The organism is Corynebacterium sp. UMB9976, assembly GCF_030212265.1.
Taxonomy (GTDB): domain Bacteria; phylum Actinomycetota; class Actinomycetes; order Mycobacteriales; family Mycobacteriaceae; genus Corynebacterium.
In genome coordinates, this window is the sequence record NZ_JASODY010000008.1 from 25,072 (window position 1) to 50,040 (window position 24,969).

Annotated in this window: 21 protein-coding genes and 1 tRNA gene; 14 read left to right on the forward strand and 8 right to left on the reverse strand. The window is 64.5% G+C overall.

The window, feature by feature from the left end; all coding sequences use genetic code 11:
- On the forward strand, positions 1–1,488 hold the full coding sequence (locus QP140_RS05375) for an NAD(P)(+) transhydrogenase (Re/Si-specific) subunit beta (RefSeq protein ID WP_070760624.1): 1,488 nt from the start codon (positions 1–3) through the stop codon (positions 1,486–1,488).
- Positions 1,489–1,647: 159 nt separating this feature from the next.
- Here QP140_RS05375 and QP140_RS05380 read toward each other — a convergent pair whose 3' ends face one another.
- The 4 genes from QP140_RS05380 to QP140_RS05395 all read right to left on the reverse strand — a co-directional run bounded on the left by QP140_RS05380 (position 1,648) and on the right by QP140_RS05395 (position 9,703).
- Positions 1,648–2,271: a hypothetical protein gene (locus QP140_RS05380; RefSeq protein ID WP_284758582.1), complete on the reverse strand. Its 624-nt coding sequence runs from the start codon at positions 2,269–2,271 to the stop codon at positions 1,648–1,650.
- The gene (locus tag QP140_RS05385; RefSeq protein WP_284758583.1) at positions 2,271–3,164 is read right to left on the reverse strand and encodes a hypothetical protein; all 894 of its coding nucleotides are present in this window, start codon (positions 3,162–3,164) and stop codon (positions 2,271–2,273) included. The genes QP140_RS05380 and QP140_RS05385 overlap by 1 nt, the downstream gene beginning before the upstream one ends.
- 424 nt (positions 3,165–3,588) lie before the next feature.
- Positions 3,589–4,461 (reverse strand): DNA-formamidopyrimidine glycosylase family protein, encoded by an 873-nt coding sequence (locus QP140_RS05390; RefSeq protein WP_284758584.1) that lies wholly within the window; start codon positions 4,459–4,461, stop codon positions 3,589–3,591.
- 127 nt (positions 4,462–4,588) lie between these two features.
- Positions 4,589–9,703, reverse strand: a complete 5,115-nt coding sequence (locus tag QP140_RS05395; RefSeq protein ID WP_284758585.1) for a DEAD/DEAH box helicase — start codon at positions 9,701–9,703, stop codon at positions 4,589–4,591.
- Positions 9,704–9,738: 35 nt separating this feature from the next.
- On the opposite strand from QP140_RS05395, the gene QP140_RS05400 reads away from it, so the two are divergent.
- From QP140_RS05400 to QP140_RS05430, 7 genes are all read left to right on the forward strand, one after another.
- On the forward strand, positions 9,739–10,527 hold the full coding sequence (locus QP140_RS05400; protein ID WP_284758586.1) for a 3'(2'),5'-bisphosphate nucleotidase CysQ: 789 nt from the start codon (positions 9,739–9,741) through the stop codon (positions 10,525–10,527).
- 59 nt (positions 10,528–10,586) lie between these two features.
- Positions 10,587–11,408, forward strand: a complete 822-nt coding sequence (locus tag QP140_RS05405; RefSeq protein WP_284758587.1) for a thymidylate synthase — start codon at positions 10,587–10,589, stop codon at positions 11,406–11,408.
- Positions 11,408–12,097 carry a dihydrofolate reductase gene (locus tag QP140_RS05410; RefSeq protein ID WP_284758588.1) on the forward strand — a complete coding sequence of 230 codons (690 nt, stop codon included), beginning with the start codon at positions 11,408–11,410 and terminating at the stop codon, positions 12,095–12,097. Before QP140_RS05405 ends, QP140_RS05410 begins: the two co-directional genes overlap by 1 nt.
- Before the next feature lie 272 nt (positions 12,098–12,369).
- Positions 12,370–12,747, forward strand: a complete 378-nt coding sequence (locus QP140_RS05415; protein WP_083317310.1) for a DUF485 domain-containing protein — start codon at positions 12,370–12,372, stop codon at positions 12,745–12,747.
- Between the two features lie 51 nt (positions 12,748–12,798).
- Positions 12,799–14,406 (forward strand): solute symporter family protein, encoded by a 1,608-nt coding sequence (locus QP140_RS05420; protein WP_148812754.1) that lies wholly within the window; start codon positions 12,799–12,801, stop codon positions 14,404–14,406.
- A 148-nt stretch (positions 14,407–14,554) separates the two neighbouring features.
- Positions 14,555–14,627 (forward strand) — tRNA-Arg (locus QP140_RS05425).
- 129 nt (positions 14,628–14,756) lie between these two features.
- On the forward strand, positions 14,757–15,617 hold the full coding sequence (locus QP140_RS05430) for a siderophore-interacting protein (protein WP_284758589.1): 861 nt from the start codon (positions 14,757–14,759) through the stop codon (positions 15,615–15,617).
- Positions 15,618–15,802: 185 nt separating this feature from the next.
- Here QP140_RS05430 and QP140_RS05435 read toward each other — a convergent pair whose 3' ends face one another.
- Positions 15,803–16,246 carry a hypothetical protein gene (locus tag QP140_RS05435; RefSeq protein WP_284758590.1) on the reverse strand — a complete coding sequence of 148 codons (444 nt, stop codon included), beginning with the start codon at positions 16,244–16,246 and terminating at the stop codon, positions 15,803–15,805.
- Positions 16,247–16,387: 141 nt separating this feature from the next.
- Between QP140_RS05435 and QP140_RS05440 the strand changes: the two genes are divergently transcribed.
- Positions 16,388–17,032, forward strand: coding sequence for an LppP/LprE family lipoprotein (locus QP140_RS05440; protein ID WP_284758591.1), 645 nt, complete (start codon positions 16,388–16,390; stop codon positions 17,030–17,032).
- Positions 17,033–17,105: 73 nt separating this feature from the next.
- A complete protein-coding gene (locus QP140_RS05445; RefSeq protein ID WP_284758592.1) occupies positions 17,106–17,738 on the forward strand; it encodes an LppP/LprE family lipoprotein in 633 nt (210 codons plus the stop codon).
- 112 nt (positions 17,739–17,850) lie between these two features.
- Here the strand turns inward: QP140_RS05445 and QP140_RS05450 are convergent, their stop codons facing one another.
- Both QP140_RS05450 and QP140_RS05455 read right to left on the reverse strand, forming a co-directional pair.
- Positions 17,851–18,408 (reverse strand): FMN reductase, encoded by a 558-nt coding sequence (locus tag QP140_RS05450; RefSeq protein WP_284758593.1) that lies wholly within the window; start codon positions 18,406–18,408, stop codon positions 17,851–17,853.
- A gap of 99 nt (positions 18,409–18,507) precedes the next feature.
- Positions 18,508–19,626, reverse strand: coding sequence for a CE1758 family FMN-dependent luciferase-like monooxygenase (locus QP140_RS05455; protein WP_284758594.1), 1,119 nt, complete (start codon positions 19,624–19,626; stop codon positions 18,508–18,510).
- A 76-nt stretch (positions 19,627–19,702) separates the two neighbouring features.
- On the opposite strand from QP140_RS05455, the gene QP140_RS05460 reads away from it, so the two are divergent.
- Positions 19,703–20,587: a class I SAM-dependent methyltransferase gene (locus tag QP140_RS05460; RefSeq protein ID WP_284758595.1), complete on the forward strand. Its 885-nt coding sequence runs from the start codon at positions 19,703–19,705 to the stop codon at positions 20,585–20,587.
- A 139-nt stretch (positions 20,588–20,726) separates the two neighbouring features.
- On the opposite strand, the gene QP140_RS05465 is transcribed toward QP140_RS05460, so the two are convergent.
- Positions 20,727–21,617, reverse strand: coding sequence for an aldo/keto reductase (locus tag QP140_RS05465; protein ID WP_284758596.1), 891 nt, complete (start codon positions 21,615–21,617; stop codon positions 20,727–20,729).
- A 144-nt stretch (positions 21,618–21,761) separates the two neighbouring features.
- Between QP140_RS05465 and QP140_RS05470 the strand changes: the two genes are divergently transcribed.
- The 3 genes from QP140_RS05470 to QP140_RS05480 all read left to right on the forward strand — a co-directional run bounded on the left by QP140_RS05470 (position 21,762) and on the right by QP140_RS05480 (position 24,964).
- Positions 21,762–22,700 (forward strand): ABC transporter ATP-binding protein, encoded by a 939-nt coding sequence (locus tag QP140_RS05470; protein ID WP_284758597.1) that lies wholly within the window; start codon positions 21,762–21,764, stop codon positions 22,698–22,700.
- Positions 22,697–23,881, forward strand: coding sequence for an ABC transporter permease (locus tag QP140_RS05475; protein WP_284758598.1), 1,185 nt, complete (start codon positions 22,697–22,699; stop codon positions 23,879–23,881). Before QP140_RS05470 ends, QP140_RS05475 begins: the two co-directional genes overlap by 4 nt.
- Before the next feature lie 159 nt (positions 23,882–24,040).
- Complete coding sequence (locus tag QP140_RS05480; RefSeq protein WP_284758599.1) at positions 24,041–24,964, forward strand: siderophore-interacting protein; 924 nt, start codon at positions 24,041–24,043, stop codon at positions 24,962–24,964.
- Positions 24,965–24,969 lie beyond the last annotated feature (5 nt).

Consider the following 24,969-nt stretch of genomic DNA (forward strand, 5'->3'; position numbering starts at 1 on the left):
ATGACTGCCACTCTGATTCTTTCGCAGGCAGCGACCGGCGAGAACGCCACGCTGCTGGACTGGCTGGCACGGATCTCGAACCTGGCCTACATCGTGGCTGCCGTGCTCTTCCTCATGGCACTGGCTGGCCTGTCCAAGCCGGAGACCGCGAAGCGCGGTAACGCGCTGGGCATGAGCGGTATGGCTGTTGCCATCGCCGTGGCCATCTTCCAGGCTGTGGTGCACTCCACCACCGATTCCGAGGCACTGGACCCGGTTGTCACCGTCATCCTCATCGCCCTGGCTATGAGCCTCGGTGCCGCCTACGGCATCAAGCGCGCGCACTCCGTCGAGATGACTGGCCTGCCGCAGCTGATCGCACTGTTCAACGGCTTGGTCGGCCTGGGCGCGGTCTTCATCGGGTACAACTCCTTCGTCTCCGAGTCCGCCGACTCGATGGGCGCTGCCGCCTACAACTTCCACCTGGGTGAGGTCTTCCTGGGCATCTTCATCGGTGCCGTGACCTTCACCGGCTCGATCCTGGCTGGTCTGAAGCTCTCCGGCAAGGTCAAGGGCGCTCCGCTGCTGCTGCCGGCCCGTAACCTGCTGAACGTCGCCATCCTGGTGGTCAGCCTCGTGCTCATGGTCGTGTTCATCGTCGCTGGCGAGGGCACCACCGCTTGGATCGCGGTTGGCATCATGACCGCCCTGGCGCTGTTCATGGGTTGGCACCTGGTCGCCGCCATCGGCGGTGGCGATATGCCGGTCGTCGTGTCCATCATGAACTCCTACTCCGGCTGGGCAGCTGCTTTCACCGGTCTGATGCTGCAGAACCCGCTGCTGATCATCACCGGTGCGCTGGTCGGTTCCTCCGGTGCGTTCCTCTCCTACGTGATGTGCCAGGCGATGAACCGCTCCTTCCTGAACGTCCTGCTGGGCGGCTTCGGCACCGACGGTGGCGCGGTCGCGGAGGGCGTCGACGGCACCCACACCGAGATCGACACCGACGAGGCTGTCGCAATGCTCAAGGACGCGAAGAACATCATGATCACCCCGGGTTACGGCATGGCCGTCTCCCAGGCGCAGTACACGGTCGCCGAGCTGACCCGAAAGCTGCGTGACCAGGGCAAGACCGTCCAGTTCGGTATCCACCCGGTCGCCGGCCGCCTGCCGGGCCACATGAACGTCCTGCTGGCTGAGGCGAAGGTCCCTTATGACATCGTCATGGACATGGAGGAGATCAACGACGACTTCGACGAGGTCGACGTGGTCCTGGTCATCGGCGCGAACGATACGGTCAACCCGAGCGCCGAGATGCCGGGCTCCCCGATCGCCGGCATGCCGGTGCTGAAGGTGTGGGAGGCTGAGCGCGTGATCGTGCTGAAGCGTTCCATGGGTGCCGGTTACTCCGGTGCGCAGAACCCACTGTTCTTCAACGAGAACACCGACATGCTGCTCGGCGATGCGAAGGCATCCATCGAGAAGCTGGCCGCAGGGATCAGCAACTAAGCCTGAGAACCCCGCGGTGACCGCGCCACCCACCCGGGTGGTGCACCGAGAAAATCCCCGTCGATGCGACAAGCATCGGCGGGGATTTTGACGTCCCTAAAGGGACAACGATCCGGAACTCTAGGGGTGGCGAATGCCACTCCCCCAGTCGGGATGGGGCTAGAAGAGGCCCTCGTTCTTCTTGCCGGTATCGGTGACCGTGTGCTCACGGGAGTCCACCTGCTCGTCGTTAGCGGTGGCGGTGTCCTCCTTGTGGCGGCCGGTCTGGGTGACCTCAAGGTAGTTGTAGAGGCGACCTTCCTTGGTCTTGCCGTCGCCGAAGTCCAGGGCCGCGACGGTTGCGGTGTCGCCGGAGTTAATCGGGTTGGAGAGCGTGACGGTGAAGCTTCGGGTGGAGGTCTCCGGGTCGAAGCCCTCATCGAAGATGTGCGCACCGTTCATGCCGCGCGGGGTGATGAGGCGGTCAACGCCCTCCGGGCCCTTGTCGGTCTTCACGTTGATGCGGAAGGTCGTCAGCGGATAGTCCTGGTAGTAGCGCTGGCTGCCGACGTTCTTCAACTTCAGGACGACGGTTCCGGCGAAGCCCTTCGCCTTGGCGCCGGAGGTCTGGAAGTACGGCTCGAGGTCATGGTCGGCCTGGTTGGACGCAGCGGCGTGGGAGAAGTCCTGGTCGATTTCTTCCTGCGCGGTGGCAGCACCAACCGCACCGCCGATTCCGCTGAGCGCGGCGACGGTGGCCAGGCCTGCGGTGGCCAGGCGGAGGGAGTTCTTGGTTTTCTGCATTAGGCTTCCTCTTCCTCGAGCGTGGTGGTTTCGGACTTAGCGGCGATTTCTTCAGCCTGGGCGGCCTTTTCTGGCTCTGCCTCCTTGGTCACGGCCTCTGGAGTCTCGCCCTCGGTCGGCTTCGCATCCTCCTGGACCTCCACCGGCTCGCCCTGAGGCTCGGTACCTTCCTCGACCTTCGCGCCCTCGGCAGCGCCGGCCGGGTTTTCATAGAGCTTCACATTGACCTGGTTCTTGATCGGGGTGAGTGCAGTCCAGCTGCGCGGGGTGGACCAGGTGCCGTTCGGCTTGCAGTACTGCTGGGTGCCGCTCATGGTGATGGTGCGGAAGCCGTAGGTCGCCTCGCCGGTCTTTCCGGCTGGAACGTTGTATGGGCCGATGCTCTGGCCGACTTCCCAGCTCAGGGAGTAGGAGGCCTCGAAGCCCAGGGTCTTGGCCAGGGAGTAGGTGATACCGGTGGAGACGTTGCCCTTGTCCCCGCTGGCTCCGCCGCCGAGGTTGGCGGTGGTGGTGGAGGTCCGGTCGCCCTTAACGGAAAGCTGGATGGACTGGGACTTGGACAGGTCCTGGGTCAGCGGGATGGTGTCGGCGGTCCCGTTGGTCGCAGAGATCGTGCCGGCCGGGGTGAAATTATCCTTGACCTTGTAGACAACGGTGCGGAAGTCCTCCCCAGAGTTACACACTGGGCGCGGGTTGAGGATATTGGCCTTGATGTGGTCGCTACCGTGGTAGGTGTTGACGATCGGCAGGTCAACGTTGGTTTTCGGGGTCTCCGGATAGTGATCGTTCAGGGTGTCTGCCTGGGCCTGGCCGGCCAAGCCGGTGGCCACGAGGCCGAGAGTTGCTACTGCGGCGGCGCACTTACCGGCCGTCGAGGTTTTGCGGGTGAACACGAAAGAATTCTCCTCCTCGGTGTAAAGCTGACTGCATGACGCTGACTCTGTGTAAGCGGCACCGATAAGATAACCACCCTCGAACACGCACTTGGTTAATGGAGTGAAACCTCAAAGTTAACCAGAGATCACCCCTAAGAGCCCTCTTAAAACAGACCACGAACCCCTAGCGCTCCCCCAAACGAGGGGCCCACACGCTTCAGATTTACAGCTCGCATGCATAAGTCGATATCAATAGATATCGTTCAACGACTACCGAATACATGCGTGACATGACACGCTCGCGGAGCAGTGAACCCAGCTAGCAGCGCGTCACACAGTACTGAATCGTTCAGATAAAAATTCCCTGAAAATTTTTCCTAACCCGCGAAAACAGCCTGCTCTACCCCAACCTGGGGGAGCTAACGGGAGGGGAGGCTAGGCCTTAAACGCCCGGCTGGCAGTGCGGGCACCACCAGATGATGCGTTCCAACTCCCCGGCGTCCAGTACCGGGTCCCCGCCTGCGAAACGCCCCCCGAGGGTGGACTGTTCGATTGTTTCCCCGCAGCGTCGGCAGGGCTTCGCCGCGCGGCCGAAAACGAAGGTGCCCATCCCGGGGCGCCGGTCACCAGTGAACACCCGGTGTGGCTCCAGCCGGTTCTCCCACATCACCCGACGCGCCAGGTCCAGCGCCTGCGCCACCTTCTCCTCCCCAACCCGGCCGACGGGTACGGCGGGGTGCAGGCCGGTGAGGAACATGACCTCGGCGCGGTATTCATTGCCGATACCGGCGACATTGCGTTGATCCAGCAATGCGGCCCCCAGGCTCCGGTCGGGGCGGCGCAGGATCCGTCGCAGGGCCTCGTCTCGCCCCGTCCGGCCGGTGTCCCGGAATTCTTCGCTGGCCCAGCAGGGGTCCAGGATGTCGGGGCCCAGGTGCTGAACCACAGCGGGGTAGTCTCGGGCCGGATACAGGCGCACGAAGCCCAGCTCGTGGCCGACGACCTCGATGGGCGGCCCGCTCGGATGCTGGGGGCTCAAGCGAAGCACGACCCGGGCGGTGTACCCCGGGCGGCGCCAGCGGCTGCCAGCTGCGTGGATGGCCCATACCCCCTCCATTTTCAGGTGAGTGTGCAGGATCTGCTCCCCTGCCTGGATGAACAAGTGCTTTCCATAGGGCCAGACCGCCCGGATCCGCTCGCCGGTGATGGAGGCGGTGGCCAGCGCGGGCACCCGGAAATCGCTGTGCAGCACTTCACGGCCGGGCATCCACTTCAGCCTATTGGCCAGCTGCAGGACGGAATCTCCCTCGGGCATTGCCCGCCTCCTTTCGGCTCTTCTTGATCTCACCTGAGCTCGGCCCTGGTTGCCGAGCTGCCACATCTCATTGCCGGAGTACCGCCCCTATGGTGGGCAGTGCGCTGGCGCGCTACGTCGCACGGCCTCAGCCGCGGATGCTCAGGCCCTTCGGGGTGAGCCGCGCCCCGGCAGCGATCCAGCCCTGGGTGGGCAGATCCATCACGGATGCGCCATTGATCCTGTCAATCGTGACCGGGGATAGCTTCCCGGCGCGAATCACGCTGCTCAGCGCGGTGATGATGGCATCGATCGTCGGCTGGCTGATGGCCCCCGGCGGGGTGTCATCGGCCATGCTTGGCGCATCGAAGGCGGTGAGCGTCCTGCCACCCCGGGTGAAGTGCGCGACCAAGCGGCCACGATCCAGCACCACGAAGGCTCCCGCGCCTCGGGTCAGCCGGGCGGGCTCGCCGTCAAGGCTGGGCCACGGCAGGCTCGCGCCGTAGGGGTTGGCCACATCGCCGGCGGCCAACAGCACCGCCCCGTCCCCTACCCTGCTGGTGGGAGCGCCACCGTCCGACTGTGGACCCGCACCGTGGTCTTCCAGCTTCCGCAGCTGCCGGATCACCGCGTACGGCGCGAATTGCGCCCCGCCGAGGCCTTCGATGACGTATCCGCGAAGCACCGCGCCCGAATCTTCCCAGGCACTCAAGGTCCGGTAGGCTTCCGCGAAACCACCGGCGTGGTGCTCGGCCATCACGGCCCCGCGGGTGACCACGCCATAACGGTCGATCCACGCCTCGCTGCGGGCCAGGGCACGCTCCGCATCGGTCACGTCGATGTCCAACAGCGGGGCGAGTGCCGCCCAGCGCCCCGGCACCGACTGGTGCGCATTCATCGCCTGGCGCCGCTGCCGGATGCGGTCCATCGACTCGTTGCCGGCCATCTGCGCAAAACTACTGCGCCCCATGCGCAGCCGCCGCGCCGATCCTCTCCCGCGGTTGCGGCGGGGTGCCCGGTGGACGGTGGCACCACTTTGTTTTCCGGACGTCAACCTCGCCCGGAGCGCTGCGAAACCATCGGGAGCGATGAGCCCTGCGTCGAAGAGCTCCCACAGGGCGTCGTCGACCTCCTGATAGGCCGCGCCAGTAGCCCGGGTGAGTTCAGCGGCGAGGAAGGCCCCGCCGCCGGCCATGTGCTCCAGCAGCTGGGTTGCCACCATCGAGAGCTGCGGGGCCTCCGCCGGCTCGTCGATGAGCAGCGGGGCGATGTCCGCGGGTAGGAGGCTCACGAGGGCGTCATTGCTCCCGGCGGTTCCCTCCCCGCGCAGGATGATCTCCCCGGTGGCCAGCAGGTCGTCGAGATCACCAGGTTGGTAGTCCGGGATCCGGCTGGGCAGCACGAGGGTCTCCCAGGCGCTGGTGGGCAGTGCGACCCCGGCGAGCTGTTCGATGACCTCGCCCAGTTCCTCCCGCTCGGAGCTGCCCACCCCATGCCAGTCCACGAGGAACTCCGCATAGGTCAGTGGGCTGACCGGTTCCACGGCGCCGCGGGCGGCGGCCAGCGTGGCCGAGCGCAGGCGGCGCAGCATGCCGGTGTCGATATACTCCGTGACCTGCTCGGCTGCCCCCTGACCGCCACCTGCGGTGAAGTGGCCGGACTCCAGGCGACGCTGGCCGACCCAACGTTTCAGCAGGGATTCGGCGGTGGCCGCGCCCAGCCCGAACTCTGCAGCCACCCGGGCAGGCGTTACTGGACCCTGGTGCCGGATGAAGCGCAGCACCAGCTGGTCGATGGCGTCAGCCACCTGCTCAGGATCGGCGGCCACGCCGGGTGGGACGGGCACTCCGAGTCCGTCGCGGAGCACCGGCATATCCTCCACTACCGCCCAGCGGCTAGCTCCGCCGAAGGTCACCTCGGCGAGGCGCTGCGGGATAAGCTCCGCCAGTTCCGCCAGCACGGCCTCCCGGTTCTCCGGCACCAGGCGGTCGCTGACTTGCTCCCGGGTCAGGGGTCCCAGGGCGCGGATCATGTCGATGGCCTGCTCGGCGGTGCCGGCCTGGCGGCCATCGGCCAGCCATTGCGCCGCCGACACCACCCGCTCGATCACCGCGGGGTCCAGCTGCAGCCCTTCGCCGCTCTTACCCAGCAGCTTGGCCAGCAGCGCGGGGTCCACTGCCAGCGCGGCGGCCCGCTCGGCGGAATCGCCTTCGTACATGAACGCGCTGGTGTAGGTGAACAGCAGAGACTCGGCGAAAGCGCTCGGCCCCTCGGTGGTGACCTCCGCGACCCGCACGCCTGAGCTGCCACCCCGTAGCCCAAGCTTCTTCAGCAATTCGGTGAGCGCATCCAGCTGGTAGACATCATGGAGGCATTCGCGCATGCTCTCCACCATGATCGGGAACTCCGGGTGCTCCCGGGCCACGTCCAGCAGCTGGGAGGCCCGCTGCCGCTGCTGCCACAGCGGCTGCCGCTTGCCCGGGTTGCGCCGCGGCAGCAGCAAGGCCCGAGCCGCACACTCCCGGAACCGCCCAGCGAAGAGCGCGGAGCTGCCCACGTTGTCCATCACATCGGCCAGCACGACCTCCGAAAGCTCACCCGGCTGCCCGTCGCCCCGGCCCGCGATATCCTTCCGGCTCCCAGCACCGTCACCACCAGCGCCCTGGCGAACAGCTCCCTCCCCGACTCCAGGCCTGGTCTCCCGGAAGAACTGCCCCAGCAGCAGGTCCGCCCCCGGTGGCTCCTCGGAATACGGCAGGCGCAACACCAGCCCGTCGTCCCCGGCCACGGCCATCGCGTCGATCCCGGTCTCCCGCTGCAGCACCGCGCCCAGCGCCATCGCCCACGGCGCATTAACCCCGCGCCCATAGGGCGAGTGGACGATGACCCGCCAGTCCCCGATCTCGTCCCGGAAGCGCTCGACCAGCAGGGTGCGCTCATCCGGCAGGATCCCCGTGGCTTCCTTCTGGTCCCGGTAGTAGGCGTCCAGATTCTCCCGGGTGTTATCGCAGATGAACGGGGCCGCGTGCAGGTCGCCCACGGTGCCGCTGCCCCACTGCCTGCGATGCTCACCGATCGCCGTACCCAGTTCCACCGGCCGGCCGGCGGCGTCCCCGACCCAAAACGGCAACCGCCCCGTGTGGCCCGCCGCTGGCACGACGATGACCTGGTCGCGGTTGATCTCCGTGATCCGCCAGCTGGAGGCCCCGAGCGTGAATACGTCCCCCACCCGGGACTCGTAGACCATCTCCTCGTCGAGCTCCCCGACGCGCCGGGCGCCCTCCTCACCTGCGGCGAGGAAGACTCCGAACATGCCGCGGTCCGGGATCGTCCCGCCGCTGGTGGCCGCCAGCCGCTGGGCGCCGGGGCGGGCTTGTAGCGTTCCCGCCGCCGGGTCGTACACCACCCGAGGTTTCAGGTCCGCGAAGTCGGTGCTGGGATAGTGCCCGCTGATCAGTTCGATCACGCCATCGAAGGCATCCCGTGGCAGTGCTGCATAGGAGTACGCCCGGCGCAGCGCACGCCACCAGCGCTCCACGTCCAGCATCCCGTGTGGTGTTTGTCCCTCCTCATTTTCCGACGTCAACGCCTCAGCCTCCGCACCCGACGGCGGATTCGTGAAACCCAGTTGGGCCTGCACCGCAGCGGCAATCGTCTGCTGCGCGAGCACGTCCAGCGCATTCGTGATGATCTGCAGCGGTTCCAGCTCGCCCGCGTACAGCCGTTGGGTGATCACCGTGGCCGCCTCGGCGTCCTGCTTGTGCAGCGGGTAGATCGTGGCATGCGAGGTCGCGCCCACAGTGTGCCCGGCGCGGCCGCAGCGCTGCACTGCAGAGGCCACTGAGGGCGGGGCTCCCACCTGCACCACGTGGTCCACCAGGCCCATGTCGATGCCGAGCTCCAGGGAGCTGGTGGCGACCACGCAGCGCAGGGTCCCGGACTTCAGCGCTGCCTCGATGTCGGCGCGCTCTTCCTTGGATACCGAGCCGTGGTGGGCACGAGCGATGACCGCCGGTACGCCGGTGACCTGGGTGGATTGCGCCATGAGCTGCGCGGGGTCGCGACGGGTGGGGGCGGCGATGGACTCCGGATCGTGCTCCTCGGCCCACAGCTCGTTGAGCGCCCCGGTGAGTCGCTCGGCAGCGCGCCGGGAGTTCACGAAGACGAGTGTTGCCCGGTTCTCCATGACCTGCTGGTAGATGGCGTGCTGGACGTGGGGCCAAACGGATTTTTGTTGCGGGAGGGCGGATTCCTTATCTACCCCGCTGGCCACCCGCGCCCCGGAACCCAGGGCGGAGGCACCGCCCAGCCCCTCGCCGATGAGGCTGGGTCCAACGAGGGCCTCGTCGATCAGCGCTTTTTCCGCGACATCGCCGCCTTCCGCAAGTCCTCCGCCACCGTGTCCGGCGCCGGCTGCACCCTGGTCCCCGTCGGTGCCCGCCTGGGTATCGCCAGTTGGGTCCTCGTAGCGCGCGGCGTCGAGATCTTCGGCAGCCGGCGGATCCTGGAAGTCCGGCACCACGCTGCGAACCTGGACGTCCCAATCCTTCCTGATCGCCGGGTTGACCACCGTGACCGGCCGGTCGCCGCCGAGGAAGCTGGCCACCGCATCCACCGGATTCACCGTCGCCGACAGGCCGATGCGCTGCACCGCACGGCCGGTGAGCAGCTCCAGCCGCTCCAGGGAAAGAGTCAGGTGGGCGCCACGTTTGGTCCCAGCCACCGCGTGGATCTCGTCCACAATGACGGTGTCCACCCCACGCAGCGTCCCCGCCGCCTTCGAGGTCAGCATGAGATACAGGGACTCCGGGGTGGTGATGAGGATCTCTGGCGGATTGCGCAGCAACTTTGCCCGCTCCGACTGCGGGGTGTCCCCGCTGCGCACGCCCACCCGGACCGGGGCGACGTCCTCCCCCATCGCCGCGGCGGTGCGCGAAATACCTGCCAGCGGGGCGGCGAGGTTGCGATCAACGTCCACCCCAAGCGCCTTGAGCGGCGAGATGTATAGCACGCGGGTGGGAGTCTGCGGGTCGGCCTGATCCGCGGACGGATGGGAAAGCACACCCGTGCGCGTCAGCTCGGAGAGCGACCACAGGAACGCCGCCAGCGTCTTACCGGAACCGGTGGGGGCGACGACTAACGTGTTCTCCCCTGCACTAATGGCCCGCCACGCCTGGGATTGGACGACCGTCGGCTCGTGGAACACGTCCCGGAACCATGCGGCTACTGGGGCATGAAATTGATCCAAGTCGGCGGAGGGCATGAGTCCATACAACCAGAAGCGCTAAGGTGTAGACCATGACACAAGGACTAGGCTCAGGCGACGCGCTCGACGATGCCACGCTCTGTGCCCGTTTGGCTCGCAGCACCGGGGATATCCTCACCAGCATTCGCACTGCTGGTGCACCGGATCCCCTCCTGGTGGACTCCGACGGGCTCGGTAAGTCCGGCGATAAGGTCGCCCAGGCCTGGATCGCGCGTGTGCTGAGCCTGCACCGCCCCGATGACGCCATCCTCTCCGAGGAGGCGGAGGACGATCCCTCCCGCCTGGACAAGTCCCGGGTGTGGGTGATCGACCCGCTGGACGGCACCCGTGAATACGCCAGTGCCCGGAATGACTGGGCCGTGCACATTGCCCTCACGGTCGACGGCGAGGTTGTCGAATCCTCGGTCGGCATGCCAGAAATGCACACCGTCTACAGTGCCGCCGACTACCGGGAGGGCCGGGCGAAGGCGGACTTCGGTGAACTGAACAACCGCCTCGTCATCAGCCAAAACTCCACCCCGCAGATCGCGGTCGACGTGGCCGAGGACTTGGGCATGGAGATCACCCGCCTGGGTTCCTGCGGCGCGAAGGCCATGAGCGTGGTGCGTGGGGACAACGACGCGTACATCCACGCCGGGGGCCAGTACGAGTGGGATAACGCCGCCCCGATCGGCGTCGCCCTGGCGGCAGGACTGCACTGCAGCCGCCTGGACGGCACGCCCGCGACCTATAACGAGCCGGATCCGTACCTCCCGGACCTGGTGATCTGCCGCAAGGAGATCGCCGAGGACCTGTTGGCAAGCATCCAGAAGTTCCTCTAGTTCGACCCCTCGCACGGGTGGCTGACTGAGCGGCGATTCTTTTGCCTAGACTATGAGGCATGTCAGAGGCTCAATCTTCCCCTACTATCGCCACGCCCTACGAGGATCTGCTCGCCAAGATCCTCGCGGAGGGCACCAAGAAGGACGACCGCACCGGCACTGGTACGACGTCCCTGTTCGGCCAGCAGATCCGCTTCAATCTGGCGGAGTCCTTCCCACTGATTACGACGAAGTCCGTGCACGTGAAGTCCGTGGTCGGCGAGCTGTTGTGGTTCCTCTCGGGCGACTCCAACGTTCGGTGGCTGCAGGATAACGGCATCCGCATCTGGAACGAGTGGGCCGATGAGGACGGCGACCTGGGCCCGGTCTACGGCGTGCAGTGGCGCAGCTGGCCCACCCCGGATGGCCGCCACGTCGACCAGATCTCCCAGGCGCTGGAGATGCTGAAGCAGAACCCGGATTCGCGCCGGAACATCGTCAGCGCGTGGAATGTCTCGGAGCTGGAGAACATGGCCCTGCCACCCTGCCACCTGCTGTTCCAGCTGTACGTGGCTGATGGGAAGCTCTCCTGCCAGCTCTACCAGCGCAGCGCGGATATGTTCCTGGGCGTGCCTTTCAACATCGCCAGTTACTCGCTGCTGACCCACATGTTCGCCCAGCAGGCGGGCCTGGAGGTCGGCGAGTTCATCTGGACCGGTGGGGACTGCCACATCTATGACAACCACCGCGAGCAGGTGGAGCTGCAGCTTTCCCGCGAGCCGCGCCCCTACCCGCAGCTGGAGCTGACCAAAGCCAAGGACATGTTCAGCTATGGCTTCGAGGACGTGAACTTCGTGGGCTACGACCCGCACCCGGTGATTAAGGCAAAGGTGGCTGTGTAATGGAAGCTTCGGAGTTTGACGTCCAGAAGGAACAGCGCCCCAGCGGCTACCGCGAGGGCGACTACCCCACCCTGACCCGCGCGGACGTCCCGGAGGGGGTGGAGATCGCGATGATCTGGGCAGAGACGACCGCCGGCATCATCGGCGATGGCGCGGAGATGCCCTGGTATCTGCCGGAGGATCTGAAACACTTCAAGAATTCCACGATGGGTTATCCGGTCGTGATGGGGCGCACGAGCTGGGAGGCGCTGGGCAAGTACCGCCCGCTGCCGGGCCGCGAGAACTTCGTCATCACCCGTTCGGCTGATTATTCAGCCCCCGGTGGTCACGTGGTCGCCTCCATTAAGGACGGCATCGCGGCGGCCGCAAAGTTCGCCCGCGGAGAAGGTTCGGGTGGCGTGGTGCCGGAGACGGCGTCGCAGGCGCTGCAGGACGACGGCCGGGTGACCGTGTGGATCCTGGGTGGTGGCCAGGTGTACGCGCAGTGCATGCCGATCGCGGACCGGGTGGTGATCACGGAGATCGACATGGTGGCCCCGGAACGCTTCCAGGTCTATGCCCCGGCGATGGATGATTCGGAGTTTACGGTCGAGCGCTCCGAATGGTTCGCCTCGGAGAAGGGCCACCCGGTCGACGAGGAGCCGAACGGGCTGCGCTACCGCTTCGAGACGTGGCGCCGGAAGGCGTAGGTCTTACACGGGGGACGCAACGGGGGTAGGAATCAACCCGGCCACATGGCCGGGTTTTTCTCTATGATCCGCGTTTTTGCAGGTCGGGCGGAAGTTTTCATGAACGCTGTCTAAAAAGTCAAAACTTTCTTATCGGAAACTTTGGAAAAAGCTCTAGGTGCCGGTAGATTCTTTCGCAATCGCAAAAGAATTGTGATGCCAATCACAGGAGCTGAGGCCGAACGGCCAGGCGAATGTGAAGATCTGCACAGTCCCAAGGAAGGGAGAAAGAGTTGACCCAGTCGGCCGCCCCCGCGCAACGGCACGTCCCCACGCCCGATGAATTCGTCGCCGCGCAGCAATCACCCGAGTTCCAGGAGCTTCGCTCAAAAATGCGTGGGTTCACCTTCCCCATGACCGTGTTTTTTATCGTCTGGTTCGTCCTCTACGTCAGCCTGGCGATGTTTGCACCGAACTTCATGGGGATCAAGATCTGGGGAAACATCAATGTCGGCGTGCTCCTTGGCTTCGGCCAGTTCATCACGACCTTCCTGATCACGTACCTCTACGTGAAGTACGCAGACCGCGAAATTGAGCCCCGCGCCCAGCATGTTCGCGAGTCCCTCGAAGGCTCCCCCGCAACCCCAGCCAGCCAGGCTTCCCGGGGCTAGCGGCACCGCGTCCCGCTCACCCCCACGGATTAGAAAAGGAAAGGTCTCACTATGGATCTCATTCTTGCTGCCTCGCAGGAGACAAACCCGATCCTGAACATCAGCGTATTCATCGCCTTCATCGTGGTGACGATGTACATCGTGACGAAGGCTGCCGCCAAGCCGCAGAAGTCCGCGACGGACTTTTACACGGGTGGTGCTTCCTTCACCGGTACCCAGAATGGCCTGGCCATCGCCGGCGACTACCTCTCGGCGGCGTCCTTCCTGGGCATCGTCGGCGCAATTGCGCTTACGGGTTACGACGGCTTCCTGTACTCCATCGGCTTCTTCGTCGCGTGGCTCATCGCCCTGCTGCTGGTCGCCGAGCCGCTGCGTAACACCGGTAAGTTCACCATGGCGGACGTGCTCTCCTTCCGCCTGAAGCAGCGACCGGTGCGCGTGGCCGCAGCTTTCGCGACCCTGTTCACCTCGCTGTTCTACCTGATCGCTCAGATGGCTGGTGCTGGCTCCCTGGTCTCCGTGCTGCTGGATCTGCACTCCAAGACCGCCCAGGGTGTCGTCGTCGTGATCGTCGGCCTGGTGATGATGGCCTACGTCCTCATCGGTGGCATGAAGGGCACCACCTACGTGCAGATGATCAAGGCGGTCCTGCTGATCGCCGGTGTTGCTTTCATGTTCCTGATCATCGCCGTGATGTGGAAGGGCAACCTCTCCCAGCTCTTCGCTGACGCTGTGAACTCCCACGGTGACCCGGCGATCCTGCAGCCTGGCCAGAAGTACGGAGCCACGACCGCAACGAAGTTCGACTTCATCTCCCTGGGCGTAGCCCTGGCGCTTGGTGCCGCTGGCCTGCCGCACGTCCTGATGCGCTTCTACACGGTTCCGACCGCGAAGGAAGCACGTAAGTCCGTGACCTGGGCGATCGTCCTGATCGGCTCCTTCTACCTGCTGACCCTGTTCCTGGGCTTCGCAGCTGCCGCTCTGATCTCCCCGGAGGACATCAAGAACGCACCGGGTGGCGCGAACGCCGCGGCACCGTTGCTAGCGATGGAGCTGGCAGGCCCGATCTTCATGGCCCTGATTTCCGCGGTTGCCTTCGCGACGGTGCTGGCCGTGGTCGCTGGTCTGGCGATTACCGCTTCCGCTTCTGTGGCTCACGACTTCTACAACGGCGTGCTGCGCAACGGCCAGGCAACCGAGGAGGAGCAGGTCCGCGTCTCCCGAATCACCGTGGTCGTGATCTCGCTGGTCTCCATCGCGCTGGGCATCCTGGCGATGGACCAGAACGTGGCCTTCCTGGTCTCCCTGGCGTTCTGCATCGCTGCGTCCGCTAACCTGCCGACGATCCTGTACTCCCTGTACTGGAAGAAGTTCAACACCACCGGCGCCGTGGCCTCCCTGTGGGTCGGCCTGGGCGTGGCCCTGGTCCTGATCTTCTTCTCCCCGGCCGTCTCCGGCGCGGAGACCGCGATGTTCCCGAACGTGGACTTCGCTTGGTTCCCGCTGACCAACCCGGGTCTGGTTTCCATCCCAGCTGGCTTCATCGCCGGTATCGTGGGCACCTACCTTGGCAAGGGTGACGAGGATCCGAAGCTGCAGTCCGAGATGGAGGTTCGCTCCCTCACCGGTGTTGGCGTGGAGGCTCCGGTCGACCACTAAGCCACTCCCCGAGGCTCCTCTTCTTGGATGAGCCCAGCCGCCTGGTCAACGGTGGCTGGGCAACACCCCCGCCGCATCTGGCTAGTTCCAGAAGCTGCGGGGGTACCTTGTATCATGAGTGGTCGTGCCCGCAGGGTGCGGTCGCACAGCCCCAGTAGCTCAGTGGATAGAGCACGGCTCTCCTAAAGCCGGTGTCGTAGGTTCGATTCCTACCTGGGGCGCTTTTTGTTTTTTACCCCACTGGTCATCACGAGCCCCACCAACCCATCACCGTTAATTGTGTTAGCCTTACCTAAGAAAAGACGCGGGCGCCCCCACAGCACCCCAGTGTTTGAAGGACAGTGATGATCATGGCTGACCAGGCTCGAAGCGCAGCACCGAAGCGCAAACCCCGTAAGGCCAACGAAGCAACCGTGACTGACCGCCGCCAGCTCTCTCCGGATCTCGTTCGTTTGAGCTTGAACTCTCCTGCATTTGTGGGCAAGGAGCTGGCGTTTACCGACCACTACATCAAGCTGCTCTTCGCCCCAGAGGGCGCTGATTACTCGTGGCCATTCGATATCGAGAAGGTTCGTGAGGAGCAGCCCAGGGATAAGCAGCCAGTCACCCGCACCTACACCCTGATTAATCTGGACCCAGAAACCGGGGATTTCGACGTCGATTTTGTCACCCACGGCGATTCCGGACTGGCTGCGCCCTGGGCGCGCGCGGCCGAAATTGGGGCGAAGATCGGCTTCTTCGGCCCGGGTGGAGCGTGGGGCCCCGGCGAAGAATATGAGCACTTTATCTTCGTCGGCGATGAGTCCGCTGCACCAGCCATCGGCGCGGGTCTGAAGCACCTCCCCGAGGGCGCCACGGCGACCGCCTTCATCGAGATCGAGGCAGAGGACCGGAAGTTTGAACTCCCCACCCGCGAGGGCGTGGACGTCAACTGGGTTATCCGCGATGGGGCAACCCACGGCACGGAGCTTTCTCGCGTGGTGCGCTCGGCCGGTGTGCCAACGGGTAAGAAGACCAGCTGGTTTATCCACGGTGTCGCCGAGATGATTAAGGAAATGCGCCGCTTCCTCTTCGTCGACTCGGAGATCCCCCGCGCCGACGTTTCGATTTCTGGTTACTGGCGGATCGGCATGACCGAGGACCAGTGGCAGTCCTCGAAGCGCGAATTCAATGCTGAGATTGAGCAAGAGGAAGCACAAGCCAGAGCCTAACGCTTACTCGCAAACCTAGCGCTCGCTGGCCTACCACGCATGGTCAGTATCCTCCGGAACGAACAGGCGCACCTGGCTGGTCAGCCCCTCAGCACGTGCGGTTTCCAGAACGGTTGCCGCCTGGTCCGCCGTGCCTATTGACCCCGCTCAGGTTGCAGAAAACACGACACCACACCCGCCACCGATCAGGCTTTTGCGGAGAGAGTCCGGGCGCCCCTTCTCAGGTATGTCACGGCAACGCCGATCGCGACGACGCCGATGAGCGCTCCCACCGGGAGCAGGATCACCGGCAGGGGATTGATCACCACTCCGTCTCCTTGCGAGGGCCTGTACTCGTAGTAGAGCGCTGAGCCCCATGCGACGAGAAAACACGCGGCCCCGACCCCGTTTAGCGCGTTGAGGACCAGAACCCCCGACCTCCACAGAGCCAGAAACAGGAGAAAGGCGGCGAGAACAGTCGCAGCCCAAACCAGGGGCCAGGACACCGACTCGGCAAGAGTAAATGCGACCGCAGAGCACAGGCCGACGATAGCCTGCAAAACAATTGTCGCCAGCAGGTAGGCGCGGCGAGAACCCGATTCCACTGGGGCAGTAGCCGGAGCGGGCACAGGTTTCACTGAACGAGTCATGAGGCGACTTTCTGACGCATTGAGTCCTCTAGCGAGGACTGACAGTACCTCTATTCTCGTTGCTATTCGACAAAAAATACACCCTTCTAAACGTATAAACGTTTGCTGACAAAGCATTTTTAGGGGCGTAGCCTCAGGGGCATGAGGTACCAAAAAGTTGCACTATCCATCGCCCTCTCCTGCACCTTGGCGGGAACGCTGAGCGCGTGCAGCGATGATGGCACCGCCACCGAATCTACCGATGCCAGCTCGCCGGCAACCGTCACCCAGACGGTGAAGGAGTCAAACCCCTCGGAGGCGAAGGACCAGCCGAAGCCTGAGCCGACGAGGAAGTCCCCGGCGCAGGAGAGTGAGCCGGGCAAGAAGCCGGATGAGCAGTGCGGAGACCTCCCCGCCGAGGAGGCGCTCCGACAAAACGTGGGCAAGCTCGCCTCCCCAAAAGGCACTGACTGGACATGGAACACGTCGTATGCCGGCACGGATCTCTACGACCCTTGTGCTGATCTTTCGCCCATCGTGCTGACCATCGACGGCGCAACCGGATCCAGCCCGTACCACATCATGCTCTTCCACAAGGGCGAGTACCTGGGCACCGCTACCGCCGAGCCGCAGGGCTTCTCCCCCGACATCCAGCGGGTCGATGGGAAGACCCTCGCGGTGACCTACTTCTACACCAAGCCCGGCGAAGCTAACGCTGAACGTTCGGGCGAAGCCCACGCCACCTTCACCTGGGATCCGGCGCAGGAGAAGGTCGTCATGAACGGCGAACTGCCGCCGAAGCCTTAGTCCTGGCCTGCCAAGGCTGCCCCCTCTCTCCCCCAGGTCGGCTTCCTACCTGGGGCGAAGTAATCTCATAGCCATGAGGCTCCACAATGTTGCGCTACCACTGGCTCTTTCCTGCGTCCTCGTGGGAGGACTGACCGCGTGCAGCAGTGACGGCAGCGATGCCACCGATTCCGCTTCACCCGTCACCGTCACCCAGACGGTGAAGAAGCCGAAACCTGCTGAAAGCAAAGAGAAAGCCAAGCCAAAGCCAACGAGAAAGGCCCAGGAGAGCGAGCCAAGCAAAAAGACCCGCCCCAAGCGGTGCGGAGACCTTTCCGCCGAGGAGGCGCTCCGACAAAACGTGGGCAAGGTGCCCGAGTTTAAACCGGGCTGGACGTGGAATACCGAGTATGCCGGCACAGGCCTCTACGATCCTTGCGCTGATCTCTCGCCTATCGTCCTCACGATTGATATGGCAACAGCTTCCAGTCCGTACCACATCATGCTCTTCCACAAGGGCGAGTACCTGGGCACCGCCACCGCCGAGCCGCAGGGCTTCTCCCCCGCCGTCAAGCAGGTCGACGACCAGACGATCGCGGTGACCTACTTCTACACCAAACCCGGCGAGGCCAACGCTATGCGCTCCGGCGAAGCCCACGCCACCTTCACCTGGGACCCGGCACAGGAGAAGGTCATCATGGACGGCAATCTGCCGCCACGGGGCTAGGTCACGCGCCGCCGACTGGCGCCCCGCTACAACAGGAACCATCCACCTCCCAGGCCTACCCCTGGCCTGGGATGTGCATTAATCTCAAAGCATGAGGCCCCACAATGTCGCGCTAGCCCTCGCCCTCTCCTGCGCCGGAGACCCGCGCGATCTCGTCGGCGAGCTGGCTGGCGGCGCGCTCGATGCGCCGGTCCAGCCCTTCCTCGCCGCCGAAATCATCCGTGGCCGCGAAGACCGCGGTGCTCATCACATCCGCGCGTAGGTAGCTCAGCAGCGGGCGCATCGCGTATTCCAGCATCAGGGAGTGCCGGGGTGTCCCGGCGGTGGCGGCGATGATCACGGGCATGCCGGTGATCGCGTTCGGATCCAGGGCGTCCATGAACATCTTGAACAGACCCGAGTAGCTGGCGGCAAAGACCGGGCTCGCGGCGACCATCGCGTCGGCCGCGGTGATCTTATCCTGGGCGGCCTTGAGCTTCTCCGAGGCGATCCCGGTGGTCATCATCGTGGCCAGATCGGCGGTGTATTCGCGGATGTCGATGTACTCCACGGCCACGGACTCTCCGCGGCGGCCAACCTGGGATTCCACCGCACCGGCGATGCGTTCGGCGAGCTTGCGGGTCGTCGACGGGCTGCCCAAACCTCCGTTGAGAACGATGAGGGAGTTCATGAACTCTTCTGCTCCATCCTTTCCTTGCACTTCCAGCGGCGAACTACCAGGAGCGATACTAGGCCTGCACGCCCCTAAGCAGCTACTGCACCTACCCAGCTACTGAACCTGGGCCGGCTGCACCTGCCGGTGCGGGGAGTCCGGCCCCTCCGCCACCAGCGTGGCGTGGGTCGGCGGGTCGGAGGGTACGTGCGCCGGGCGGCGGCGCTCGAACTCCTCCCGCAGGACCGGCACGATCTCCCTACCGAGGATCTCAATCTGCTCGAGCACCATCTCCTGCGGCAAGCCGGCGTGGTCGATCAGGAAGAGCTGGCGCTGGTAGTCGCCTACGGCGTCAGCGTAACCCAGGTAACGCTCGATGATCTGCTCCGGGGTGCCGACCGTCAGCGGGGTGATGCGCTCGAATTCCTCCAGCGACGGGCCGTGCCCGTAGACCGGGGCGTTGTCGAAGAACGGCCGGAAGGTGGCCTTTGCTTCCTTTTCGGTATCGGCAGCGAAGATCTGCCCACCCAGGCCCACGATCGCCTGGTCGGCCGCGCCGTGCCCGTAGTGCTCGAAGCGCTGGCGGTACAGGCGCACCAGCTGCTGGGTGTGCTCGATGTTCCAGAAGATGTGGTTATGGAAGAACCCGTCCCCGTAGTACGCGGCCTGCTCGGCGACCTCCGGGGAGCGAATGGAACCGTGCCACACGAAGGGCGGGACGTCGTCCAAAGGACGTGGGGTGGACGTGAACTGTTGCAGTGGGGTGCGGAATTCGCCCTTCCACGTCAGGTCCTCTTCGCGCCACAGGCGACGCAGCAGGTGGTAATTCTCTACGGAAAGGGGAATCGACTTGCGGATGTCCTTGCCGAACCACGGATAGACGGGGCCGGTGTTGCCGCGGCCGAGCATGAGGTCCACACGACCCTCCGCGAGGTGCTGGACGTAGGCGTAATCCTCCGCGATCCGCACCGGGTCGGTGGTGGTGATCAGCGTGGTCGCGGTGGAGAGCTGGAGGGTCTCAGTCTGAGCGGCGAGGTTGGCCATCAGCACGGGTGGGTTCGCGGGTGCGATGAACGGCGGATTGTGGTGCTGTCCCGTGGCGAAGACGTCGAGCCCCTCGGACTCTGCCTTCTTCGCGATCTCGACGGTGTTCTTGATGCGCTCGTGCTCGCTGGGCACGTCCCCCGTGACCGGGTTGGGGGTGACATCGCCGATGGTGAAGATTCCGAATTGCATACCCTTAACCTTAACCCAAACGTAAGTGACATATCACCTAAGTGCGGTGGGAAGTCCGCTCACCTAGCATGAAGCCATGAATCCCGAAGCCCAGAATCCAACCCCTCCAGCACAGACCGTGCCGCACCCACACGCCTTCCCCGCGCCGCTCGACGTCCCCGAATTCCTGCTACCCCACCTGAGCGCGAACACCCGCCTGCTCGACGCGGGCTGCGGGCAGGGCTCCCTCACAATGAACCTTGCCGAGCACATCACCCAACTCGGCGGCGCACCCGCCCAGGTCACCGGGGTCGACCAGTCCGCTGACGCGATCGCGGAGGCCACTGAGCTCGCTGCGGAAAAGTCGCTGGACGTCCCGTTCCAGCAGGCGGATATCCACCAGCTCCCCTTCGCGGACGCCACCTTCGACGTCGTCTTCTGCCACCAGGTCCTCCACCACGTCGCAGACCCGCAGGTCGTACTCCAGGAGTTCCGTCGCGTCACGAAGCCCGGCGGCATCATCGCCGTCCGGGACGCCGACTTCGGCGCGATGACGTGGTTCCCACCCAACCCGGGGCTATCCCGCTGGCGCGCGACCTTCTCCGTCGGGTTGGCAACCCACGACGGCAACCCCGCGATGGGTCGCCAGCTGCCGCATACCTTCTACTCCGCTGGGCTCACCGACCTCAGCGTGTCCGGCAGCCTGACCGCCTACGCCAGCGAGGCCGAGCGCGAAGCGCTGGCCGAGAAGTGGACACGGCGCAGCATGTCACCCCGCTACGCCCGCACCACTGCCACCGCACTGGGTGAGGACTTCCCCGATACCGCGGTGACGGATGACGGCGAACTCGTGCCCGGCCAGCTCGGCACGGTCACCCGCGAGGCGCTGACCCAGATCACCGAGGGCTGGTCCCAATGGGCCGCCACCGGTGGCGCGGCGTTCTTCATCCCGAATACCGAGATCATCGCGCGCGTGCCCTAGAGCTCGCACCGGGTTAGCGCCCCTGAAACTTCGGCGCCCGGCGCTGAGGTGCGCCCCACCGAGAAAAATATTGCGCGCCCACGCCCCACCCATAAGCTCACGCCCACCGGCTGGGCGGTTTCGGCCGATCGCGGGAGAACTACTGCTTCTGCAGCGAGGTTCCCTCGTAGAAGGTGTGTGGATTCGGGCCGCGGCGGCCTGCCTCGCCCTCCTCGATCGCGGTGATGCGCTGCATCTGGTCCTCAGTGAGCTGGAAGCCGAACACGTCCGCGTTGCTGCGGATGCGCTCCGGCTTGGAGCTACGCGGGATCACCACATCGCCGCGCTGGATGTGCCAGCGGATGATGACCTGCGCGACGGTCACCCCGTGGGCGTCCGCGATGGCCTGGAAGGCCGGGTTATCCAGGTTCTGCCCCTGCTTCAGCGGGGACCAGGACTCGGTCAGGATGCCGCGCTTGGCGTTCTCAGCACGCAGCTCATCCTGGTTGAAACCGGGGTGAACCTCGATCTGGTTCACAGCCGGGGTATCGCCGCTGGCCTCGATCATCTTGCCCAGGACCTCTGGGTAGCTATTGCACACGCCGACGCTGGCGGTCTTGCCCTGATCCCGCAGGGTCACCATGTCCCGGTAGGCCGTGGCAAACATTCCGATCTTCTCGACCGGCCAGTGAATCAGGTAAAGATCCACATAATCCAGGCCGAGGCGCTCCAGGGAGGCATCCAGGGCACCGGCGACACGGTCGTGGCTATCGTTCCACAGCTTCGTGGTGACGAAGAGCTGCTCGCGGGTCACCTCGCCGGCATCGATGGCGTCCTGGATGGCGCGACCGACCTCTTCCTCGTTGCCGTAGACAGCGGCGGTGTCGATGTGGCGGTAACCCGCGGTGATCGCGGCCCGCACGGCGTTGTAGCAGGTCTCGCCGGACAGCTGGAAGGTACCAAAACCGAGCTGCGGGATCTGCCGACCATCGTTCATGGTCAGCAGCGGGATGACGGAATTATTGTCCAGATTCTGAGTAATAGTTGGCATGCCCCCTGTCTACCTTTTTCCGTCACACCCCGCTGTGGCCCAGTCCGATCGGTAAAATCCTTAGCGCACAGAAACGTCGCAGACATTCGCGCGTCTCTGCCCTCAGAAAACACCAACCGCGACCGACTTCAAGCAAAGGAACGGATGACAGGAACTGCCCTCCACGTCGAGAAATTAAATAAATTCTACGGCGACCACCACGTACTGAAGGACATGAGCTTTTCCGTCCAACCGGGCGAGATCTACGGCTTCGTTGGCTCCAACGGTGCGGGAAAGTCCACGACGATGCGCATCGCATTGGGAGTCCTAGCTGCTGACTCGGGCGAGGTCCGCCTTGGCAGCACCCCAATGAACGACGACTTGCGCCGCCGGATCGGCTACATGCCCGAGGAACGCGGGCTCTACAACAAGGAAAAAATCGCAGACCAGCTGAGCTTCTTCGGCCGCCTGCACGGCATGGATAAGTCCGCTGCAGCCACCGCCGCGCAGGATCTGCTGGAACGCCTGGACCTAGGAGAACGCGCCCAGGACAAGCTTGAGGAGCTCTCCTTGGGTAATCAGCAGCGCGTCCAGCTGGCAGCCTCCCTCATTCACGACCCGGATGTCCTCATCCTGGACGAGCCCTTCTCTGGGCTGGATCCGGTCGCCGTGCAGGTCATGTCCGACATGCTCGTCGAGCGCGCCCAGCGCGGCGTGCCCGTGCTCTTCAGCTCCCACCAGCTGGACCTGGTCCAGCGGCTCTGTGACCGCGTAGGAATCATCACCGCCGGCCAAATGCAGGCCGAGGGTGGGGTTCAAGAGCTGCGTGAGCGTGGACCGGTCGTCTTCGAGGTCGGCACCCCGGCGCGCGATTGGTACCCGGAGTTCGCCACCTTCGTCGGCGAAGACGACGGCACCGTCCTGCTGCAGGTCGATCGCCAGGACCGCGACCAGGAGCTGTTGCGTGACGCGCTCGCGGCCGGGCCGGTACACCACTTCCAGCGTCGCATCCCCGACCTGACCGACCTATTCCAGGAAGTCATCCAGGGAGCGAAGCAGCAGGCCACGGAAGAAAGTACGAACCGCGCGGGAGGTACCGCATGAGTTACACCAGTTCAAACACGATCCGTACCGTCGCCACCCGCGAGATCGCCGTCGCGGTGCGGAACAAGGGAATCATCTTCTCCCTGATCATCACGCTCATCCTCGCGATCGGCGGTATCGGAGTAGCCAGCTACTTCAACAACCGGGAGGACGACGCCCCGGCACTCGCGGTGGTGGGAATTTCAGCCGAAGAGTTCCGGCAGGTCCAGGACGCCCTGGGCGAGAACGTCGAGAAGCTCTCCGTCGCCGACGCCACCGGCCGCGATGCCGCGGAAGCCGCGGTGAAGGAAGACATCGACGCAGCCCTGATCAAAACGGACGAGGGCTATGAGCTGCTCAGCGACGGGCAGCCCAAGAGCAGCGTCCAGGCCACCGTCGCGGCCGTGACGAGCACGCTGACCCAGAATGAGGCCCTAGATAAGCTCGGCATCAACCCGCAGGAATTCGGCGAGGCGATGGGTGCCGCGAACGTGAAAACCACGGACATCAGCGAGGACCCCGTCGAAGAGCAGATGGGCGCCATCGTCACCGTCATGCTGGGGATGATGCTGATGACCTTCTTCATCATGCTCTTCGCCGGAAATATCGGCGGGCGCATCACCGAGGAGAAGTCCTCCCGCGTCGTGGAGATCATCCTGGCGAGCGTGCGACCGCTGGACTTCCTCGCGGGCAAGCTCATTGGAAACACCATCGTGGGACTGGTAGCCACAGCTGTGATCGTGCTCGCCAGCGTGGCGGCACTGTCGATCTCCGGGCTGGCCGATGGCTTCGAGTTCGACATGTCGGTACTGCCGATGATCCTGGTCTCCTTCATCCTGGGCATGCTCTTCTTCGGCAGTCTTTACGCTGCCGCGGGATCGATGGTTAGCCGCACCGAAGACCTACAGTCCACGCAGATGCCGATCCTGCTGTTCGTCTTCGGCATGATCTATGCCCCCGCGTTCGGCTTCAACGCGCTCGACAGCACCATCATGCAGGTGCTCGGCTGGCTTCCGCCGTTCAGCCTGGCCGTCGCCCCGCTGCAGTACGTGGCCGGGCACATGAGCTTGCCAGCGGTACTCGCAGCCTATGGGCTCTGCGTAATCGTGGTCATCGCTGTGCTGGCGCTGGTGGCGCGAATCTACCGCAATGCGATCCTGCATAACGGCAAGAAGATGAGCTGGATCGGCGCACTGAAATAGCGATTCAGCGACCTCTGGTTTCAGCCACTCGCAGAACAGCCCCCGCTCGGTTCCCGAAGAGCCAGGCGGGGGTTGTGTGCGCTCCAGCCCCGGCGCACGATCCTCCCCCTGACCATCCGACCCCGCGCAATCAACACTAAGGGTAGGCTTACCAGCATTATGTCGAAGAGCCAGAACACCATGGATCCCCTCGCGATCAGCGCTACCCGACCCGCTTCATACGTTGATCACCAGCTGCTCGATCCCCCAAGCGAGCGCGGTCATCGCATCATCCGCGCTGAAGTCTGCAGCATCAGTGCTCCGGCAAAGAATTTGCGTCGGATCGCCGTCCAGTCACCCGAGCTAAAGGGTTTCCAGCTCTCTGGCCCTGATGAGTTCTTTGGCCTCCTCATGCCCCCGACCCCCGGCGCGCAGCTGCACCTTCCAGATCACGATGGTGGCATTAACATCCGCGCCAGCGTGGCGGCGATGCCAGAGGGACAGCGCCCCAATCTGCGTTGGTATACCGTCCGAACACTTGATTCTGAACGCGGATCCCTCACTTTCGATGTGGTCACGCACGGCATAAGCAGCCCTGATGACGAACACATCGGCCCCGGGCTTTCTTGGGCGCTGAACGCCCACGTCGGCGATGACGTCGCTCTGTGGACATGCCAGGGTCTGTGGCATCGTCAGCAGACTTCCCAGACCTTGATTGCCGACCCCTCTGCAGCGCCTTCCCTCCGCGCCATCCTGGAGTACACGCAGACCTTCGCGCCCGAACAGCTACCCGAGATGCACGTGATTGTGCTTGCCGAAAGCCAGCACGACCTGGAACCGCTGCTACGTGAACACTGGCGGGACAAGGTAGGCAGCTTAAAAGTTATTCTCCGCCCTACGACAGAGTTCAGCGGCGCCACCCTGTCGCACCTTCGCCAACTCGACGAAGCCAAGCACCCCGCCACCCGCGCGTCATATGTCTGGGTCGCGGGCGAAGGAGATCTCTGCAAAGAGGTACGGCGCCACGTCATTGACTCGTGGGGTCTTAAGAGCGACTCCGTGCAATGGTGCCCGTACTGGTTCATCGGCAGGGCTCGCCCTTAGCTCGG